20 protein-coding genes are annotated in these 17,657 nt (G+C 42.6%); 8 read left to right on the top strand and 12 right to left on the bottom strand.

Going from position 1 to position 17,657, the window contains the following annotated elements; genetic code table 11:
- The first annotated feature begins 35 nt into the window (after positions 1–35).
- On the top strand, positions 36–1,391 hold the full coding sequence (locus L4C38_RS10475; protein WP_428797488.1) for a cache domain-containing protein: 1,356 nt from the start codon (positions 36–38) through the stop codon (positions 1,389–1,391).
- Positions 1,384–2,019 (top strand): response regulator, encoded by a 636-nt coding sequence (locus tag L4C38_RS10470; protein WP_428797487.1) that lies wholly within the window; start codon positions 1,384–1,386, stop codon positions 2,017–2,019. Before L4C38_RS10475 ends, L4C38_RS10470 begins: the two co-directional genes overlap by 8 nt.
- 163 nt (positions 2,020–2,182) lie before the next feature.
- Here the strand turns inward: L4C38_RS10470 and L4C38_RS10465 are convergent, their stop codons facing one another.
- From L4C38_RS10465 to L4C38_RS10425, 9 genes are all read right to left on the bottom strand, one after another.
- Positions 2,183–3,064, bottom strand: a complete 882-nt coding sequence (locus tag L4C38_RS10465) for a DUF7916 family protein (protein WP_428797486.1) — start codon at positions 3,062–3,064, stop codon at positions 2,183–2,185.
- Positions 3,061–3,414 carry a PTS lactose/cellobiose transporter subunit IIA gene (locus L4C38_RS10460; RefSeq protein ID WP_428797485.1) on the bottom strand — a complete coding sequence of 118 codons (354 nt, stop codon included), beginning with the start codon at positions 3,412–3,414 and terminating at the stop codon, positions 3,061–3,063. Before L4C38_RS10460 ends, L4C38_RS10465 begins: the two co-directional genes overlap by 4 nt.
- Positions 3,398–4,738, bottom strand: a complete 1,341-nt coding sequence (locus tag L4C38_RS10455) for a PTS sugar transporter subunit IIC (protein WP_428797484.1) — start codon at positions 4,736–4,738, stop codon at positions 3,398–3,400. The genes L4C38_RS10460 and L4C38_RS10455 overlap by 17 nt, the downstream gene beginning before the upstream one ends.
- Positions 4,739–4,757: 19 nt before the next feature.
- On the bottom strand, positions 4,758–5,066 hold the full coding sequence (locus L4C38_RS10450; protein WP_428797483.1) for a PTS sugar transporter subunit IIB: 309 nt from the start codon (positions 5,064–5,066) through the stop codon (positions 4,758–4,760).
- A 374-nt stretch (positions 5,067–5,440) separates the two neighbouring features.
- Positions 5,441–6,322, bottom strand: coding sequence for a DUF7916 family protein (locus tag L4C38_RS10445; RefSeq protein ID WP_428797482.1), 882 nt, complete (start codon positions 6,320–6,322; stop codon positions 5,441–5,443).
- The gene (locus tag L4C38_RS10440) at positions 6,319–6,672 is read right to left on the bottom strand and encodes a PTS lactose/cellobiose transporter subunit IIA (RefSeq protein WP_428797481.1); all 354 of its coding nucleotides are present in this window, start codon (positions 6,670–6,672) and stop codon (positions 6,319–6,321) included. Before L4C38_RS10440 ends, L4C38_RS10445 begins: the two co-directional genes overlap by 4 nt.
- Positions 6,656–7,996 (bottom strand): PTS sugar transporter subunit IIC, encoded by a 1,341-nt coding sequence (locus L4C38_RS10435; RefSeq protein ID WP_428797480.1) that lies wholly within the window; start codon positions 7,994–7,996, stop codon positions 6,656–6,658. The genes L4C38_RS10440 and L4C38_RS10435 overlap by 17 nt, the downstream gene beginning before the upstream one ends.
- Positions 7,997–8,015: 19 nt before the next feature.
- Positions 8,016–8,324, bottom strand: a complete 309-nt coding sequence (locus L4C38_RS10430) for a PTS sugar transporter subunit IIB (RefSeq protein WP_428797479.1) — start codon at positions 8,322–8,324, stop codon at positions 8,016–8,018.
- Between the two features lie 222 nt (positions 8,325–8,546).
- Positions 8,547–9,548, bottom strand: coding sequence for a LacI family DNA-binding transcriptional regulator (locus L4C38_RS10425; protein WP_428797478.1), 1,002 nt, complete (start codon positions 9,546–9,548; stop codon positions 8,547–8,549).
- A 197-nt stretch (positions 9,549–9,745) separates the two neighbouring features.
- Here L4C38_RS10425 and L4C38_RS10420 point away from each other — a divergent pair, with 197 nt between their 5' ends.
- Both L4C38_RS10420 and L4C38_RS10415 read left to right on the top strand, forming a co-directional pair.
- The gene (locus L4C38_RS10420; RefSeq protein WP_428797477.1) at positions 9,746–10,096 is read left to right on the top strand and encodes a DOPA 4,5-dioxygenase family protein; all 351 of its coding nucleotides are present in this window, start codon (positions 9,746–9,748) and stop codon (positions 10,094–10,096) included.
- Between the two features lie 128 nt (positions 10,097–10,224).
- Positions 10,225–10,701, top strand: a complete 477-nt coding sequence (locus L4C38_RS10415) for a Dps family protein (protein WP_428797476.1) — start codon at positions 10,225–10,227, stop codon at positions 10,699–10,701.
- 61 nt (positions 10,702–10,762) lie between these two features.
- On the opposite strand, the gene L4C38_RS10410 is transcribed toward L4C38_RS10415, so the two are convergent.
- Positions 10,763–12,559, bottom strand: a complete 1,797-nt coding sequence (locus L4C38_RS10410) for a putative bifunctional diguanylate cyclase/phosphodiesterase (protein ID WP_428797475.1) — start codon at positions 12,557–12,559, stop codon at positions 10,763–10,765.
- A 398-nt stretch (positions 12,560–12,957) separates the two neighbouring features.
- Between L4C38_RS10410 and L4C38_RS10405 the strand changes: the two genes are divergently transcribed.
- On the top strand, positions 12,958–13,182 hold the full coding sequence (locus tag L4C38_RS10405; protein ID WP_428797474.1) for a hypothetical protein: 225 nt from the start codon (positions 12,958–12,960) through the stop codon (positions 13,180–13,182).
- Positions 13,183–13,267: 85 nt separating this feature from the next.
- Here the strand turns inward: L4C38_RS10405 and rarD are convergent, their stop codons facing one another.
- On the bottom strand, positions 13,268–14,158 hold the full coding sequence (gene rarD / locus L4C38_RS10400) for an EamA family transporter RarD (protein ID WP_428797548.1): 891 nt from the start codon (positions 14,156–14,158) through the stop codon (positions 13,268–13,270).
- Positions 14,159–14,426: 268 nt separating this feature from the next.
- On the opposite strand from rarD, the gene L4C38_RS10395 reads away from it, so the two are divergent.
- The gene (locus tag L4C38_RS10395; protein WP_428797547.1) at positions 14,427–14,783 is read left to right on the top strand and encodes a PilZ domain-containing protein; all 357 of its coding nucleotides are present in this window, start codon (positions 14,427–14,429) and stop codon (positions 14,781–14,783) included.
- A 201-nt stretch (positions 14,784–14,984) separates the two neighbouring features.
- Here the strand turns inward: L4C38_RS10395 and rplY are convergent, their stop codons facing one another.
- The gene (rplY, locus tag L4C38_RS10390) at positions 14,985–15,263 is read right to left on the bottom strand and encodes a 50S ribosomal protein L25 (protein WP_428797473.1); all 279 of its coding nucleotides are present in this window, start codon (positions 15,261–15,263) and stop codon (positions 14,985–14,987) included.
- Positions 15,264–15,628: 365 nt separating this feature from the next.
- On the opposite strand from rplY, the gene L4C38_RS10385 reads away from it, so the two are divergent.
- Positions 15,629–16,357, top strand: coding sequence for a glycosyltransferase family 2 protein (locus L4C38_RS10385; RefSeq protein WP_428797472.1), 729 nt, complete (start codon positions 15,629–15,631; stop codon positions 16,355–16,357).
- A 16-nt stretch (positions 16,358–16,373) separates the two neighbouring features.
- The gene (locus tag L4C38_RS10380) at positions 16,374–17,642 is read left to right on the top strand and encodes an LssY C-terminal domain-containing protein (protein ID WP_428797471.1); all 1,269 of its coding nucleotides are present in this window, start codon (positions 16,374–16,376) and stop codon (positions 17,640–17,642) included.
- Positions 17,643–17,657: the final 15 nt, after the last annotated feature.

Here is a 17,657-nt window from a genome sequence, read left to right as displayed (position 1 = left end):
ATTTTTGCATCAATACAATATGTTAGGGGAAAGGGATGCCTCTTAAAGCTAAGATCATTTTACTTAGTTTACTTCCACTATTGCTTGTGACGATCAGTACTAGTTGGATTTCTGTTTATCAGGCGCAAATGCTTCGCGATAAAGAAGTGGAGATATTTCGTTCTAGTCTAATTAAATCGAAAGAGACAGCGCTTAGAGATAGTGTCGATCTAGCGCTAGATGCGATAAAGCATTTGTATGACGATACTCGTCTGGACGATGAGGTGGCGAAAGCACAGGTTAAAGCCATTATTGAGAAACTGAGATACGGCACAGATGGATATTTCTTTGTTTATGATAGAAGCGGTACCAATCTTGTTCATCCGGTCATGCCGGAGCTTCAAGGAAAAAACTTAATCAACATTCAGGACAACAATGGCGATTACTTGATTGTTGCGCTGCTCGATAAGGCGCAAAACGGAGGTGGGTTTCATCAATACTTATGGCAGAAACCCTCAACGGGCGAGACAGTCACTAAGCTTAGCTATGCCGCTTGGTTAGATAAATGGAATTGGATGGTTGGCACAGGGCTGTATATTGAAGATGTTAGTGAGGAAGTGGCAAATCTAAAAAGTGCGGTTGATCAAAACATAGAAACCACGTTTTTCTCATTGATTGTGATCGTAGTGGTGACTGTCGCGGTCATTGTCGTTGTGACGCTAGCGGTTAATCTACATGAACATCGCATCGCTGATCGTAGTTTGAAAGAGCTGGCTCACAAAACGGTGATGTTTCAAGAAGATGAGAAGAAACATTTAGCGAGAGAGCTCCATGATGGTATCAATCAGCTTTTAGTATCTAGCAAATGCCATTTAGAATTGTTGGCGAATAAGCTCGCTGATGAGGCGCAAAAACAGCATTTAGCTCATTCCCAGCAATCATTGATGATGGCAATTAATGAAGTTCGTCATATTTCTCATAAATTGAGGCCAAGTGCATTAGATGATATCGGATTAGAAGCCGCGCTAAATACATTATTGCAAGACTTTCGTGCTCATTCCGGCTTAAGTATTGAAGCGGCATTTGATACCAGTTGTAATAGATTAAAATCAGAAGTTGCTACAACGCTATATCGTGTAGCTCAGGAATCGTTAACTAACATTGAAAAACACTCTCAAGCTAATGAAGTGACTGTTATCTTGCAGCAGATGGGTAACATGCTACAACTAATAATTCGTGATGACGGTGTAGGGTTTGATGTCGGAGCTACATTGAGAAAAACAGGGATAGGCTTACGCAATATGCGCGAGAGAGTAGAGTTTATTGGCGGTGACTTTGAACTGGAAAGTGAACCCGGATTCGGCACCGAAATTACCGTATTACTTCAATTGGATGAGTTAGTTTATGGATAAGCCGATCAAAGTGGTTATCGTTGATGATCATCAAGTCGTCCTTGACGGTTTCATCGCTCGATTGAGCCTTGAGCAAGATTTCGACGTGATAGGGACGGCAAGTAACGGTGTAGAGGCGATAGAAGTTGTAAAGCTAATGCTGCCTGATGTGGTGCTGATGGATGTCAGTATGCCTTTGATGAATGGTATTGATGCGACGCGAATAATCAAAGAAGAATGCCCGCAAGTGAAGGTGTTAATGCTCACCATGCATGATAATCGCGAATACATTATGAAAGTCATGCAATCTGGTGCTGTAGGTTACATGCTTAAAGAAATTTCAGCAGAGAAAATGGTGCAAGCAATCAAAACCGTTGAGCAAGGGTCGACATACTTTTGTGAGTCCGTCACACAAACACTGTTTTCTCAAGGCGATATACCAGCCTCTGATAAACCGAACCCATTGAGTCGCCGGGAAGAGTCGGTGCTTAAGTTAGTGGCGCAAGGTTATAGCAGTAAAAAAATCGCTTCGATGTTAGATATTAGCTACCGTACCGTGGAAACTCATCGGCAAAATATCAAACACAAACTTGAGCTCAATAGCACAGCAGAGCTTGCCAAGTATGCAGTCGAGCGAGGAATGATTTGATTAAAAAGAGCCCCAAGCAATGCGAGGGGCTAAGCTAAATAGCTTCTATAAGGAGGACTCGTTGTTTTGCCCCTCATCTTTCAAATGAGAGAGTGGGACAAAGGAATGAAAGGGCTGAGCTATTACAACTGAGTACTGGTCCCAGCCCGTCGGTTCTATTTGGTTATCGGCGATTTGCCATACGTTTGTATTGGTGACGTCTACCACGTAAGGTTAAGCCTAGACGGACGATATTCTCTGGTGGAGCAATTCCGCTATAACCGCCATCGCCAATGTGAACAATATCTGCACCTGCTGCTTTCGCTGTTATTGCAACTTGCTCAATGTAGCTTTCCGTCGCGCCTTCTTGAGAAGTACCTATCGCTAACATGCCGAGCATATTGGTTTTGTGTACCGCCGTCATCATTTGTTGCGATAGCTCAGGTGTTACCCCCGGCGTCGTGTAGGCTGCAGGGAACATCATCACATCAGCACCGGCTTCTGCGAACGCGGAAACAATGCTTAAGTCGTAGTCATTGCCTACACCACCTGCATGCATTTTACCTGCGACTATCAACATCTCTGGCGCAATGCTACGCACAAGAGTGATGGCCTTAAGAATGGTTTCTTGTGATACGCAATTGCCAGGGTTACCGGTTAACATTACGTAATCGAGACCAATCTCAACGGCACGTTTTACGGTTTGTTCGGTAACCGTTCTGCCAATGGCAAGATGAGTAACACCTTCAGGAATCGGTTCCAAGTTACAGCCAACTAATCTCCCAGTCAGCGCTTTTACCTGTTCAATAGTGATGTGTTCATTAGGATCTTCGGACAAGATACGAATCTTAGGGTCAAACACGTCAAGGCAATTGAGCGTGATCATGTCTGCGCCAAAAGCGGCGGCTAGTTCAGGGCCTGAAACAAGATCAACCGGTGGTGCGAATGAAACAACGTTCTCAACCATTAGAGTTCGGCCTTCTGAATGCCGAATGGCTTCAACTAACTGACCGCGACTGGCTAATCGGAAGTCTTTTGCTGTATAATCAAATATACGTTTTTTCACGATTTTAGTCCTTTTAAGTATTTCAATTCTTTATGAATAGCAATCACTTCTTCGGTCACCTCACGACATAGCATGGTCGTCATAATGTGATCTTGAATGTGTGTCAGGATTAAGGTCATTTGAACTTTACCAGCCCCTTCGTCAAAACCGATTAACTCGGTTTGCGATTTGTGCACATCTTTCAATGCTTGATCACCTTCGGCTATTAACTTTTCGGCTTGGGTGAAGTCACCGCTTCGCGCTGAGCGCATCGCGGTAATGAAAGATGAACGTGCAGCGCCGACGTGGCAAAGTAACGTCATTAAGAATTCTTCATTAATTTGAAGATTTTGGCTAGCCTCGAACTGCATCAAGATTACCCTCATTTCCTTTAGTTGAAGAAGCCTTTTTTGCTTGCTCAAGTTCTTCTGCTAGCAGCTGTTTTTCATGTACTTTCATAAATGGATAGAACACGATTACGCTGACAGTTAAGCAAAGTAGTACGACAATAGCAGCAGTTACCGAGTTGGTCGCGATTACAGCGCCAATCGGTGCCGGCATTGTCCATGGTGGAAGCGCAATGATTTTTGCCACGAAGCCAGTTTTGAACGCCATCCAAACAATAGTGGTATTGATGAACGGTGCAACAATCCAAGGAATGAAATAGATAGGGTTCATTACAATTGGCGTACCGAAGATAACGGGTTCGTTGATGTTAAACATACCCGGTACAACCGACATCTTACCGATGGTTTTTAACTGCGTTGCTTTCGAGCGCATCATAAGTAGCACTAGACCAAATGTACCACCCGCGCCGCCAACGAAGACGAAGAAGTCGACTAATGGGTTTACAAAGATTTTAGGTAGAGGTTCACCAGCGGCTAATGCTTCTTGGTTCATTCCCAAGTTAACTAACAACATCGGAGCAATGATACCGAAAACAACTGAGCCACCATGAATACCACTAAACCACAACAATTGAATTAGCATAACCGCAAGTAGGGCTGCAATATAAGAATCTGAAGCCATAACCAGTGGGGTAAAGAGCTGCATAACTGCTGATGGGATTTGTAAGTCATGCTGAGACAATAGTGTGTTAATTGTGACGACAATGATAGAGATAAATACAATAGGTATCAGCAAATCAAATGAGGCAGAAATCTTAGGTGGCACCGCTTCTGGCATTTTAATTCGGATGTTGTATTTGAGCAGTAAACGTTGCATCTCAGGTACTAGCAAGCCGCACAATATCGCGGTGAAAGCACCAGCCCCACCTAAGAATGCTCCGGGTAAAACCCCGCCGATATCGACGCTCACCATAGGCGCAGCAGCAAGGATAAAGGCGAACATTGACAGCATGCCAGTATTCATCGGTCTTAGCTTGTATGATTCTGCTAGGCTAAAACCAATACCAAAAGAAGCATAAACGGCAAATATACCCATACTCACTTGGAAAGGTGCCATGATGTTATCTGAACCAATAGCATTGATAAGTGCATGCCATCCTTCAAAAAAGAAGCCTGAATCAGAAGGTGGAAAAGCTAAAACGAGTAGCAAAGAACCGACAATTAAGAAGGGCATTGTCGCAACAAATCCATCTTTTACGGCAATGACATGTTTTTGTGCAGACACTTTGCCTGCAACGGGTGCGACGACGTTTTCGACGAACCTCATAGTTGTATCAAATATTGACATATTAACCCCCAATCTTTATTTAGCGTGATTCGTACAAATCAATTGCTTGAGTAAGTACGGCATCTCCGTTGAGCATTCCATAGCTCATCATATCGATGAGACCACAACATTTACCTATTGCTTCGGCTTCGTGTTTGAAATCCTCGTATTTGAATTTAACTTGCGGTGCAACCAAACATACATCGCATTCAACAATGCACTCATCGAATTCAGCAATGGAATGAGCAGAAATTCGGCAATCGATACCTTTGTCTTCTGCCGCTTTCTCCATTTTTGTTACCAGCATGCTGGTAGACATTCCTGCGGCACAACAAAGAAATATTTTCATATGCAGATCCTTTTTCATGTGATAGTTGAATTTCAATATAGCCATGAGGAAAAGGGGTTACAGAGGGTGGATAGATGCTTGCGTCTGATATCACTAATTTTTAATTGTCAATTAAAAACGATGTAATAGAGATCATGTTTTTGATAAGGGAGAGGCGGAGAGTTGACATGTTATAAACGAGAGGGGGTTCAAATATGTATCGTTGACTATTCAAAAAGAGCCCCAAGCAGTGCAAGGGGCTAAGCTAAATAGCTTTTATAAGGAGGACTCGTTGTTTTGCCCCTCATCTTTCAAATGAGAGAGTGGGACAAAGGAATGAAAGGGCTGAGCTATTACAACTGAGTGCTTGGTCCCAGCCCGTCGGTTCTATTTGGTTATCGGCGATTTGCCATACGTTTGTATTGGTGACGTCTACCACGTAAGGTTAAGCCTAGACGGACGATATTCTCTGGTGGAGCAATTCCGCTATAACCGCCATCGCCAATGTGAACAATATCTGCACCTGCTGCTTTCGCTGTTATTGCAACTTGCTCAATGTAGCTTTCCGTCGCGCCTTCTTGAGAAGTTCCTATAGCGAGCATGCCGAGCATATTGGTTTTGTGTACCGCCGTCATCATTTGGTGCGATAGCTCAGGTGTTACCCCAGGGGTAGTGTAGGCTGCAGGGAACATCATCACATCAGCACCGGCTTCTGCGAACGCGGAGACAATGCTTAAGTCGTAGTCATTGCCTACACCACCTGCATGCATTTTACCTGCGACGATCAGCATCTCTGGTGCAATGCTACGCACAAGGGTGATGGCTTTGAGAATGGTTTCTTGTGATACGCAATTGCCAGGGTTACCGGTTAACATTACGTAATCGAGACCAATCTCAACGGCTTGTTTTACTGTTTGTTCTGTGACAGTTCTGCCAATGGCAAGGTGAGTAACACCTTCAGGAATCGGTTCTAAGTTACAACCAACCAATCGTCCAGTTAGCGTTTTCACTTGTTCAATAGTGATATGCTCATCTGGATTTTCGGACAATATACGAATCTTAGGGTCAAATACATCAAGGCAATTGAGTGTAATCATGTCTGCGCCGAAAGCAGCAGCCAGTTCAGGTCCTGAAACCATATCGATAGGCGGCATCAATGAGATAACATTCTCAACCATGACGGTGCGCCCTTCAGAGAGTCGAATTGCATCGACCAACTGTTCGCGATTCGCTAAACGGAAGTCTTCCGCAGTGTAATCGAATATGCGTTTTTTCACGATTTTGTTCCTTTCAAGTCTTTCAATTCTCTGTGAATAGCGATTACTTCTTCAGTCACTTCACGACATAACATGGTTGTCATGATGTGATCTTGAATATGGGTGAGGATCAAGGTCATTTGAACTTTACCAGCGCCTTCGTCGTAACCAATTAATTCTGTTTGCGACTTGTGCACGTCTTTAAGCGCTTGATCACCTTCTGCTATTTGTTCTTCAGCTAGAGCAAAATCTCCGTTTCGCGCCGAGCGCATCGCTGTCAGAAAAGCGGAGCGCGCGGAGCCGACATAACAAAGTAGTGTCATCAAGAACTCTTCAGTAACTTCAAGCTCTTCACTAGTTGCGGACTGCATTAAGCTGTTCCTCTTTTGCTTTTGTTGGTGATACTTTTTCTGCTTGCGCGAGTTCTTCGGCGAGTAGTTGTTTCTCATGAATTTTCATAAATGGATAGAAAACGACAACGCTGACTGTTAAACAAGTGAGAACAACAACAGCGGCAGTGATGGAGTTGGTAGACATCACTGCACCAATTGGTGCCGGCATTGTCCATGGTGGAAGCGCAATGATTTTTGCCACGAAGCCAGTTTTGAACGCCATCCAAACAATAGTGGTATTGATGAACGGTGCAACAATCCAAGGAATGAAATAGATAGGGTTCATTACAATTGGCGTACCGAAGATAACGGGTTCGTTGATGTTAAACATACCCGGTACAACCGACATCTTACCGATGGTTTTTAACTGCGTTGCTTTTGAGCGCATCATCAGTAGCACTAAACCAAATGTTCCACCTGCGCCACCTACGAAGACGAAGAAGTCGACTAATGGGTTTACAAAGATTTTAGGTAGAGGCTCACCCGCGGCCAGTGCTTCTTGGTTTAGCCCCAAGTTCACTAGTAGCATAGGAGCGATAATGCCACCAACAACAGATCCGCCGTGGATACCGCTAAACCAAAGTAATTGGATCAGCATTACGGCAAGTAGAGCTGCAAAGTAAGAGTCAGAAGCCATAACCAGTGGCTTAAATACTTCCATGATTGCGGATGGAATTTTCAGATCATGCTGCGCTAAAAGAGTGTTAATCGCAACGACAATAATGGAAATGAAAACGATAGGGATAAGCAGATCAAATGAAGCAGAAATCTTAGGTGGTACTGCTTCCGGCATTTTGATGCGGATATTGTATTTGATCAGTAGGCGTTGCATCTCAGGAACTAATAGACCACAAAGAAGAGCGGTGAAAGCTCCAGCACCACCTAAGTAAGCTCCCGGAAGAACCCCACCAATATCGACACTTACCATTGGTGCGGCAGCAAGAATAAAGGCGAACATTGACAGCATGCCAGTGTTCATTGGTCTTAGCTTGTATGATTCTGCTAGGCTAAAACCAATACCAAAAGAAGCATAAACGGCAAATATACCCATACTCACTTGGAAAGGTGCCATGATATTGTCTGAACCAATAGCATTGATCAGTGCATGCCATCCTTCAAAAAAGAAGCCTGAATCAGAAGGTGGAAAAGCTAAAACGAGTAGTAGTGAACCTACAATTAAGAAGGGCATTGTCGCAACAAATCCATCTTTTACGGCAATGACATGTTTTTGTGCAGACACTTTGCCTGCAACCGGTGCGACGACGTTTTCGACGAACCTCATAGTTGTATCAAATATTGACATATTAACCCCCAGTCCTTGTTTAGCGTGATTCGTACAAGCCAATTGCTTGATCGAGTACGGCATCTCCGTTGAGCATTCCATAGCTCATCATATCGATGAGACCACAACTTTTGCCAATGTCCTCGGCTTCGCGTTTGAAATCCTCAAATTTGAATTTAACTTGCGGTGCAACCAAGCAAACGTCGCATTCAACAATGCACTCTTCAAACTCAGCGACAGAGTGTGCGGAGATTTGACATTGAATGTTTCTAGCTTGAGCTGCTTTTTCCATTTTCGTTACCAGCATGCTGGTAGACATTCCTGCTGCACAACAAAGAAAAATCTTCATTTTGCTGCTCCTTTTATTGACGTTAATCAGTTATTAAACAATATATCCGCAACGGAAACCGGTTACAGAAACCGGTTACATGCGTGCGTCAGATATCACGAATTTGTCGTAATTGGCTAAAAAATGTGTTCGCTAGATCAAGTTTTACTTTGAGGAGAGGGGGAGAGGTAACTTATACGCCACTCATGATGGTTGCAATTGCAGCGTATAAGTTATTGATATTTAGATTTTAATGGCAGATTTTCGAATGATTAGGCTACCTTTGAAAACTTCCGGGACAGGGGGGATCCCCGTTTCAACGAGTTGTTTCGCGACTTCCATTGCGCGTTCGGTGATCGCTTTAATTGGTATATGTACGGTTGTTAATGGTGGTTGCATAAATGATGAGCAAGCATCGTTGTCGATACTTGCAATTGAGATATCGTCGGGAACTCGAATACCGTGCTCACTCAGCGCCTTAATACATCCGATGGCGATATCATCCGCGGCAGCTACTATGGCACTACCAAATGTTTGTTCACTGGACAAATAGCGTTTGGTCGCTTGATAGCTTTCTTCAAAACCAAATGCAGATTGAAGAACGTTTCCCTCAACACCTTGTGCGGCATGTGCTTGGATAAGTTGTTGAAAGCCTTTCAATCTGAGAGTCGAAGTTGGCGTGTTGGGTTCAGGTCCAAGGTAAGTCAACCGTTTGTGACCCAATTCAATTAAGTGGGTACCCGCGAGTTCAACCGCATTAGATTGATCAAAAGAGATTGAAAATCCGGCATGTTTTGGTAGTGAACGACCCACGTTTACAATCGGAATTGTAATGGACTGGCTTAACGCGATGACTTGTTCACAGGAAAGCTTGCGGCTGTAGAGCACAATAATGTTACACTTTTTGTCGACGAGAGAATGCACCGCTTTCAATTCGCCCTCAGCATTATTATGACCATCAGCAAACAAGAGCTGTTTGCCCATTAGATCAGCGCTGACAGACGCTTGTTGTAAAAGGTTACCAAAATATCCACCCGTAAAATCAGAAATGACCAGACCAATACTATTGCCACTTTGGCTGGCGAGAGCTTGGGCTAGGGAGCTAGGACGATAATTGAGCTCCTCCATCGCCGCTTCAACTTTTTCTCGCGTGCTTTGCCGTACTTGCCCTGTACCGTTGATTACGCGAGATACAGTGGCTTTTGAAACTCCAGCCTTACGACACACATCTGTTATAGTTGCCATTGGTACCTCTCAAATGACGTTGTTATTCGGGAACAAATAACATGAAACGAGGTTATTTGAGTAATAATATCTTTTACTGCGGTTGCTCTCGATAAGGTTCATAGAGTTAGGTCACACAAATGTAATTTATGTAAGTATCACAGAGTATAGGGTGAGATGCTGCTAAACTGAGTGGTCACTAGAACTGAAGCCATGATATGACCTATCCGATTAATTGCCATCAAAACTACCACGCACATGTCTATTTTGACCATAATACCAGTGATCGAGCTGCTGAGATTCGCCAGCAGATTAATCAAACACTATGTTTATTTGTGGGACGATTCAATCAAAGGCTAGTTGGTCCGCATACAATGTGGAGCTTCGAGATTGATTTCAATCATCAGCAGTTTGATCAAGCAATAGACTGGCTTGAAGCTCAACGTGGTGGGCATTCGGTACTTATTCATGCGGTAACAGGTGATGACTACTTAGATCACACAGCGTACGTTTATTGGCTAGGAGATCCGATTGAGTTAGATCTTCGAGCTTTCTCACCTAACACATGATAGTTATTGCCGATTGATTGTATAGATTCAAACGTTTTTACCGATTTGTTATCGGTAGGTATTCTAACGGCATAGAGAAATAACAGAGTGGAAACGGTCATTTCCCCATGTTTAGTTAGGAGTTTTATATGTCTAATCAAGTAAATTTAATTGGTCTTAATAGCGAAAAGTCAGCCCAAATTGCAGAGCAACTTAATCAACTATTGGCACATTACCAAGTGCTCTACATGAATACACGTGGTTACCATTGGAATATTAAAGGTCAGCAGTTCTTTGAGTTACACGTTAAGTTTGAAGAAATCTATACGGATTTACAGACGAAAATTGATGAGTTAGCTGAACGTATTTTAACCTTGGGTCATACGCCTAATCACAGTTTTACTCGTTACCTTGAGTGCAGTGAGTTAAAAGAACACGAAAATGCAACCCAGGGTTATGAATGTGTTGAAGGCTTAGTCAGTGGTTTTAGTTTACTGCTAGCCAAACAGCGTCAAATTTTAGAACAAGCTGGTGTCAGTGAAGATGAAGGCACCGCTGCATTGATGGGTGATTACATCCGTGAACAAGAAAAGCTATTATGGATGCTTAACGCTTACTTGCAATAAAACCGAAAGGGGGCGAATGCCCCCTTTTTATACTTCTGCAATTCAGAAAGATTGATAGTGGTTAAGTTTTACATTCTATACACTTTTTGACGACAAATTTTTCGCCAAATTCAACGCTAGAGATAGGTCTCGAAAAGAGATAACCTTGGTAATCATCACAGCCTTCACTAAGTAGCAATCTTCGTTGCTCCTCGTGCTCGACGCCTTCTGCTATCACCCATTTCCCCATGTTATGCCCTAATTGCACTATAGTTCGAACTAACATATGGTCGTGGTGCTCGTTGACGCAATCATCGACAAATGATTTATCAATTTTTAATACGTCGATAGGGAGATGTTTTAAGTAATTGAGTGATGAATAAGCAACACCAAAATCGTCAACCGCAATCGTTACTCCTTCGTCTTGTAAGTGACGGCAGATTTTAGTTACTCGTTCAGTATCCTTCATCAATGTCGTTTCAGTGATTTCAATTTGAAGTAAATATGAAGGCAGTTCAGTTCGTCTTAATACCTGACGAATGTAAGTGAACAGGTCATCATGGGCAAACTGTACTGTGGAAACGTTCACTGATATCTGAATAGGTGTACCCGCGTCATACCACTGTTTTGCTTGCTCACAAGCTGTTTTGATCACCCAGCGACCGATCATGATTATCTGCTTAGTTTGCTCTGCAATAGAGATAAACTCAAAGGGGTTAATGGTCCCTAAATTGGGATGTTCCCAACGGATAAGTGCCTCAGCGCCTTTTACACGTTCATCCCTAACGGAGACTTTTGGTTGATAAACGAGAACAAACTGATTGAGTCGGATGGCTTGCTCAAGTTCAACTTCAATTTGATGAGCGCGAATAGTTTCATCGAGTAAAGATTCGTCATACCAGCGAACTCTATTCTTACCGGTATTTTTGGCTTTTTGAGTTGCGACATCGACGTTCTTCAGCCAAATATCACGATTGTTGGTCGCTTTGCGAAGTGAAGAGATGCCTATAGAGAACGTGACTTGGTAGAAGCCGCGATCAAGCTCGAAATGGAAGCGATTTGCGCGTGAAAGTTCGCGTACAATACCATCCACTTGCTGGTCGACGTCAGCTCGCTCAGCGATGACAATGACGAATTCATCGCCTTCTAAGCGGAATAGTTCAGCTTTATTGACAACAACTTGCTTGAGACGAGTGGCAATAAATTTCAGCAGAATGTCGGCTTGCTGAGGTCCAAAGGAGTCGTTAACGTCCTTAAAGTTATCGACATCAATCTTGACCAAAATGAAATCGCTATTACGATTATTACAGTCAGCGTGATTATCGATGTATTTATAGAAAGCACGTCGATTAGGTAACTGGGTCAAAAAATCGCTTAAACTTTCATTTCGATAAACACCAAGTTGTTCATCAAATTTAAGCTTATAGTGAGTCATAATGGTAGCAAAGGTAGTGATAAGCAGAAGCTTAATCGAATCGTCCGCCAGCTCCCAAAACTCACCGGCTGGAATATTTAGGAAGTAGTGTGAGATAAGTAAAAATGCAATAACGATGGGCCAAATAGTACTCGGGAAAAGGACGACATAACAAAGAGGCAACAGTAGAAAAGATGTTTCAATAGCATCAATTTCGAGCGGCTCAATAAGCCCGCCAATGAGAATATGTAAAAATGAAAGCAGAGCCAGTAACTTTCGACGTTTAGGTGATTTGCTAAATAGCGCTATCGACATCCCTATTGGAAACAGAACATACGACAAACCTACCAGTTCGTGCTCTGTAATGAGGGTAAAGGTGATCAGACCAATAGCCGCGATATAAGCGATACGGATCAAGAGCACGGAGTTAATCGCCTCATACAGTGAATGTTGTTTGCTAGCCATGTAGCTCCTCTGGCATCTTATGCTCCTTGCGATACCTTTCGAGACTCGAACTACTCGAAATATTGATAAAAAGACACTACCACGCGAAAGATAAGAAACTATCTTCTAGAAAAAGTTCTTCGATCAAATTCACAGTCGATGGCCATAATTTGGATATAAGCTAATAATTGTCACATTGACGTTGAATATCTTTAATTATCAAAGTGTTTTTGGTTAGAAATTGTAAGTGGGGTAGAAAGAGACGAGATTCACTCATGATCTAACGAACTATTTTTGAATTACTAAAACCAGACGCTTAGTTTATATAATTCCATTGAGCTGTATTTATGAACAGTATTTGTTGACATTGTTTATGATGGATCTAAACTGTATATAAATACAGTGAATGGAGGTGAGGTATGTTGTGGGAAACCTTAGAACGCGTAAATCGTGCACGCCAACAAGCAATGGCAAATTCTGAATACATCAAATCAGCCGATGCTCATAAGCAAGCACTATTAGAACAGTCTGATATGGTGGCGGTAAAAGTCAGTGCTAAATTTGCCAATAAAAAGCCGAAAAAGTTGGCTGATATTTATCAACAAGTTGAGTTTGGATCAAATCCATCAGGGCGTGAACACTAATTGTTGTGACTGTTTTATTAACGGTAGAGAATTACAGAGTTAAGCCCCAGCAACAGCTGGGGCTTAACTCAACTGCTCGCTGATCTTATGGCTTCGCAAGCGGTCTGAACTTACTCATGCTTTCAATGATGGTAAATAGTAGACCTGCCCAGATGAGGCTGAAGCTTACCAATTTCACTTCATCAAAAACTTCCCCAAAGACATACACAGCGAGTAAGAATTGAAGAGTAGGCTCGATGTATTGCATCAATGCAACGTTAGACATGGTGGTCAGACGAATCGCAATGGAGTAAAAAACCAAAGGTAGCAGAGTAATTGGAGCTGAACCCACATAGAGCAACAAAGTTTGCCAACCCGAATCAAGTGATACTGTACCAGTATAAGCTTGTTTCAATAATAGATAGCTCAGGGCGAACGGGGTTAACACGAGTACTTCTACAAACAAACAGGTTGCCCAGTCGTAGCTGATTTTCTTTTTGAAATAGCCATAGATGGTGAAGAATATGGCCATGGTTAATGCAACATAAGGTACCTGACCATATTGAAGCACCTGATATAATAACCCTGCACTCGCTAATACTAACGCGATTTTTTTCCCTAAGCTTAATCGTTCACGCAACAGAAAAACACCGAGCGCAACCATCGTAAGAGGGCTAATAAAAAAGCCTAGACTGGCATCAATAACACGATCATTCGTCATTGCCCAAGTGAACGCGGTCCATGAGATACACATGAAGCAACTGGCAATAAAGGTCATTCTAAATGAGCGTTTATCAGCGAGTATTTCACATAGGTTGATGCTTTTACGCTGAATGAAAATAATTAACAAAGCTGCAAATGGTACAGATGCCATAATACGAAATGCTAGCAGTTCATCCATAGCCGCATTAGGTAAGAATTGATAGTAAAGTGGTAATAGACCCCATAGAGCAAAAGACAGGGCAGCCATGGTATTACCAAAGCGGATCTCATTCATGTTAGGTAGGGTGGAGTAATCGGAACAGGCAGCAATTTTAGGGCGATTGAGAGCGAAGTAAAGCAATAGATTGTATTAACGACAGAATAATGTTTTTACTATTTAAAACAAACACATAAATAAATTGTTTTTATAAATTTGCAGCTACAATAATGTGTCCATTATCACCAATAGCGCGCTAAAGTTTGGTTTTCGATAGCCGATAGTTATAATAAGCGCAACTCAGTTACTAGATTACTTCATCAACAAGGAAAAATGCATGGACGACATGGACGACTATGTGCAGAAACGAAAGTATTATCGATTAAAGTACCCTCGTCGAGCAATGCCTATCGTACGTATTGATGATGAACTGTTTCACGTGAGCGAAATTTCTGAAAAGGGGATTCGTATTGTGATGAATAATCTAACAACGCTGTATAGAGGTCTGACTCTGAAAGGTACATTAAGCTTAGGTGTGGAAGAGAAACTTCAAGTAACAGGGACCATTCTTCGCTTTGACAAGAATGAAGTGATCTTACAACTTACACAAGGCCCGTCTTTTAAAGACATGGTTGAACAGCAACGCCACATCCGCAATAGATACCCTGCATATTTCGCACGTTTACGTACGACCGCCGCGTAACCAAAATAATAAATAGAATCAATAACGATAGAATTTGAAGGCTAGGGTATAGCTACAGAAATACTCTCGCCTAAAAACGGTAAAACCCCAGAGGTGGTAAATCTCTGGGGTTTCGAATTTTTCAGATATCTCGGCTGGTAAGTCCGATAATCTTATATGCAAAAGGTTGGATTGTATCCGTGTAATTCCTTGGTAAAGGAATTAGATACGGATGAAGTCCATGTGCTCAACCTTTGGTTTGAAAGCGTGACGTTGAACGTCTTGTGGCTTAACTTTCAACTCAACGCCGTCGATAACTAGAACGATGCCTTCGTAGAACTCAGGCTTGTCCATTTGGTTAACGATGTCGTTATGGTCAAGAACGATTGATACTGGAGCTTCAGAACCACCGTAAACGATAGCAGGGAATTGACCAACGTGACGTAGGCGGCGGCTCGCACCTTTACCTAGTTCAGTACGTACTACTGCTTCAAATTTCATAGAATTACTCTCGTAAAATTAATAATAACCTCACGACATAATGCGACCTTATGTCGTGCTTTAGCGCCGATGAACAACGAATTGTTACTCAAACAGCGAGCGCGGATACTATCATTCTATACCGTTGAGAGCAATACTTTTCCCGTGCGACTGCCAAGATTAACAGCCTTTGAATCTGCTTACGGCTGAGGTGGTTAGAATAGCATCGAATAGAAAGTTATGAGAGCGAAATATCTGGCTAAATCAATAACAGAATTGAATACGGCAAAGATGAACTCGATCTGAATGAATCTCTCAGCTTAGATTAAGTTTGAAGGCAATAAGCTAACCCCAATTCAATAGCCATCATAGAGCGGAGAATGCAGATGGGACCAGTTAGCATAGTAGTTATTACCTTAAATGAAGAGAAACGAATTGGTCGCTTATTAAGCGATTTAAGTCAGCAAACACACCAACAATTTGAAGTAGTTCTCGTTGATTCCAATAGTGAAGATAGTACTTGCCAAGTTGCCACAGCGTATGAAGATTCGTTACCGAAATTAACCATCCATAAAATGGACAAACGAGGTGTCAGTCTTGGGCGAAATATAGGCGCTTCATTGGTCGAAAATGATCGCATTCTATTTTTAGATGCAGACGTTCGATTAGAAGCAAACTTCTTAGCTAACGCGGTCAGCCAATTAGAAGAGAAACAACTTGAAGTCGCTGGCGTTTATATGGGGGCAAAGCATTTACCTTTAGCGCATAAATTGGGCTACGGGTTATTCAATTTGGGGCTTTTTGCTACTCAATATTCATTCCCAACAGCAGTCGGCGCGTGCATCTTTTCAACCAAGCGCGTACATAAAGAAATCGGCGGGTTTGACGAGCAAATTACCCTTTGTGAAGATTGCGATTACGTAAGGCGTGCTAGCAGGACATGGCGATTCCGTTTTTTGAAGTTAACGTTTGGTTTTGACCCAAGACGTTTAGATCAAGATGGTATTTTCAAAATGGGTGCGACCTACCTGAAAGCCAATGTTCGCCGTTTCTTCTTTGGTGAAATGCGTAACAATGAGATGAACTACCAATTCGGTCATTATAAAGAACAATAGGGCTGGGGGGGGACTGATGTTCGATGAAACGAGCTTGTTTATTGGGGCTTTGCTTGATGCACTTATCGGCCCCAACCTTTTTGTACCGGGTGAGCCGTTTTTGATAGCTGCGGGGTATCAATTACAGCAAGGTATTTGGGCTGGAGTGTTCGCTGTTTTACTTGGTGGTTTGCTGGGTGACCAAGCTAGTTATTGGATTGGACGTTATGTGGGCGTTTCTGCCCAGAGAAAACTCATACAATGGCAGCCAAAAACCCGTAGACCAGTCGCTCGTTGCCGTCATCTTATGTATAAAAAGGGCAACTATGTTTTAGCCTTAGCTCGTTTACTTGGTCCTATTGCGTGGGTTGTGCCTTTTATGGCAGGAACGAACAAAGTGGCATGGGGGCGCTTTACTTTGTTTGGTTCACTTGGTTTGTTACTGGGTGTTGGCCAGTTTGTGATGTGGGGGGTTGTATTGGCGTATGGCGTTGAACGCTTCCCTATATTCGATCAGGTAAAGCTTGTTATCGCTGAGCATCAACTCATCTTGATATCGATAGTGCTCAGCCTTATCTTTCTCTACATTGGGCGAAGACTGCGTTGGCGGTTGTTGTTTATCAAATTTAGCGCGCTGTTTTTTTCTCTGATGTTATGGGTAAACTATAGCCATTTCTTTTTTTACTCGGATGATTTCGCGAAACAGAGCGATCAAAGTGTCTATCAAGGGCAAGTGATAGAGCCCGGTGAGTTGGCTTATAAGGTCTATCCGGGTACCTCAAAGGTATTTGATGCTCAAGCAATGAATGTACTGTTTATTGGTGATACCCCTCGATCCTTGATGCTTGATTTAGGTTGGATTGAGAACAAGACATTTTCACGTAACGAGATTGAATGGAAAGATTACATTCAATTGCTTAAAGACAATACGCCACCGGTCTCTGATCTGTTTTGGAATAACCAGCCTCAAAAAATGGCCTTTCAATTGCCGGGGGATCTTCTGCGCCGTAGTCACATTCGTTGGTGGCAAGCGGGTGTTGATGTCGATTCGCAACAAACGATGTGGGTCGGCGCTCTAAGCTATGATGATGGTCTGCAATTAACACCATATTCAGGTATTGTAACCGTGCTACATAGTGTTGATCCAAATGTGGACCATGAACGAGATAAATTGGCAAAGCAGGTGAGTGATAAGCTAGTTAATCATCGAGTGGAACTGACCGCATTGACCAAACCTATCGTGTTAGATGAAGAACATGAATATTATACTGATGGGCGCATATTAGTGATTCGCGATACGATATAAATGACGCGGCTACTT

The sequence above is a fragment of the Vibrio kasasachensis genome, assembly GCF_050337565.1.
In the GTDB taxonomy this organism is placed as follows: Bacteria; Pseudomonadota; Gammaproteobacteria; order Enterobacterales; family Vibrionaceae; genus Vibrio; species Vibrio kasasachensis.
This window is presented reverse-complemented; position numbering and strand designations above follow the sequence as displayed.

What these genes read in the sequence shown, in the direction of transcription:
- L4C38_RS10455 (WP_428797484.1), bottom strand. Translation starts at nt 4,738, where the DNA reads ATGTCAATATTTGATACAACTATGAGGTTCGTCGAAAACGTCGTCGCA.
- L4C38_RS10405 (WP_428797474.1), top strand. Translation starts at nt 12,958, where the DNA reads ATGTTGTGGGAAACCTTAGAACGCGTAAATCGTGCACGCCAACAAGCA.
- L4C38_RS10415 (WP_428797476.1), top strand. Translation starts at nt 10,225, where the DNA reads ATGTCTAATCAAGTAAATTTAATTGGTCTTAATAGCGAAAAGTCAGCC.
- L4C38_RS10410 (WP_428797475.1), bottom strand. Translation starts at nt 12,559, where the DNA reads ATGGCTAGCAAACAACATTCACTGTATGAGGCGATTAACTCCGTGCTC.
- rplY (WP_428797473.1), bottom strand. Translation starts at nt 15,263, where the DNA reads ATGAAATTTGAAGCAGTAGTACGTACTGAACTAGGTAAAGGTGCGAGC.
- L4C38_RS10435 (WP_428797480.1), bottom strand. Translation starts at nt 7,996, where the DNA reads ATGTCAATATTTGATACAACTATGAGGTTCGTCGAAAACGTCGTCGCA.
- L4C38_RS10460 (WP_428797485.1), bottom strand. Translation starts at nt 3,414, where the DNA reads ATGCAGTTCGAGGCTAGCCAAAATCTTCAAATTAATGAAGAATTCTTA.
- rarD (WP_428797548.1), bottom strand. Translation starts at nt 14,158, where the DNA reads ATGAATGAGATCCGCTTTGGTAATACCATGGCTGCCCTGTCTTTTGCT.
- L4C38_RS10430 (WP_428797479.1), bottom strand. Translation starts at nt 8,324, where the DNA reads ATGAAGATTTTTCTTTGTTGTGCAGCAGGAATGTCTACCAGCATGCTG.
- L4C38_RS10475 (WP_428797488.1), top strand. Translation starts at nt 36, where the DNA reads ATGCCTCTTAAAGCTAAGATCATTTTACTTAGTTTACTTCCACTATTG.
- L4C38_RS10440 (WP_428797481.1), bottom strand. Translation starts at nt 6,672, where the DNA reads ATGCAGTCCGCAACTAGTGAAGAGCTTGAAGTTACTGAAGAGTTCTTG.
- L4C38_RS10420 (WP_428797477.1), top strand. Translation starts at nt 9,746, where the DNA reads ATGACCTATCCGATTAATTGCCATCAAAACTACCACGCACATGTCTAT.
- L4C38_RS10450 (WP_428797483.1), bottom strand. Translation starts at nt 5,066, where the DNA reads ATGAAAATATTTCTTTGTTGTGCCGCAGGAATGTCTACCAGCATGCTG.
- L4C38_RS10385 (WP_428797472.1), top strand. Translation starts at nt 15,629, where the DNA reads ATGGGACCAGTTAGCATAGTAGTTATTACCTTAAATGAAGAGAAACGA.
- L4C38_RS10380 (WP_428797471.1), top strand. Translation starts at nt 16,374, where the DNA reads ATGTTCGATGAAACGAGCTTGTTTATTGGGGCTTTGCTTGATGCACTT.
- L4C38_RS10425 (WP_428797478.1), bottom strand. Translation starts at nt 9,548, where the DNA reads ATGGCAACTATAACAGATGTGTGTCGTAAGGCTGGAGTTTCAAAAGCC.
- L4C38_RS10395 (WP_428797547.1), top strand. Translation starts at nt 14,427, where the DNA reads ATGGACGACTATGTGCAGAAACGAAAGTATTATCGATTAAAGTACCCT.
- L4C38_RS10470 (WP_428797487.1), top strand. Translation starts at nt 1,384, where the DNA reads ATGGATAAGCCGATCAAAGTGGTTATCGTTGATGATCATCAAGTCGTC.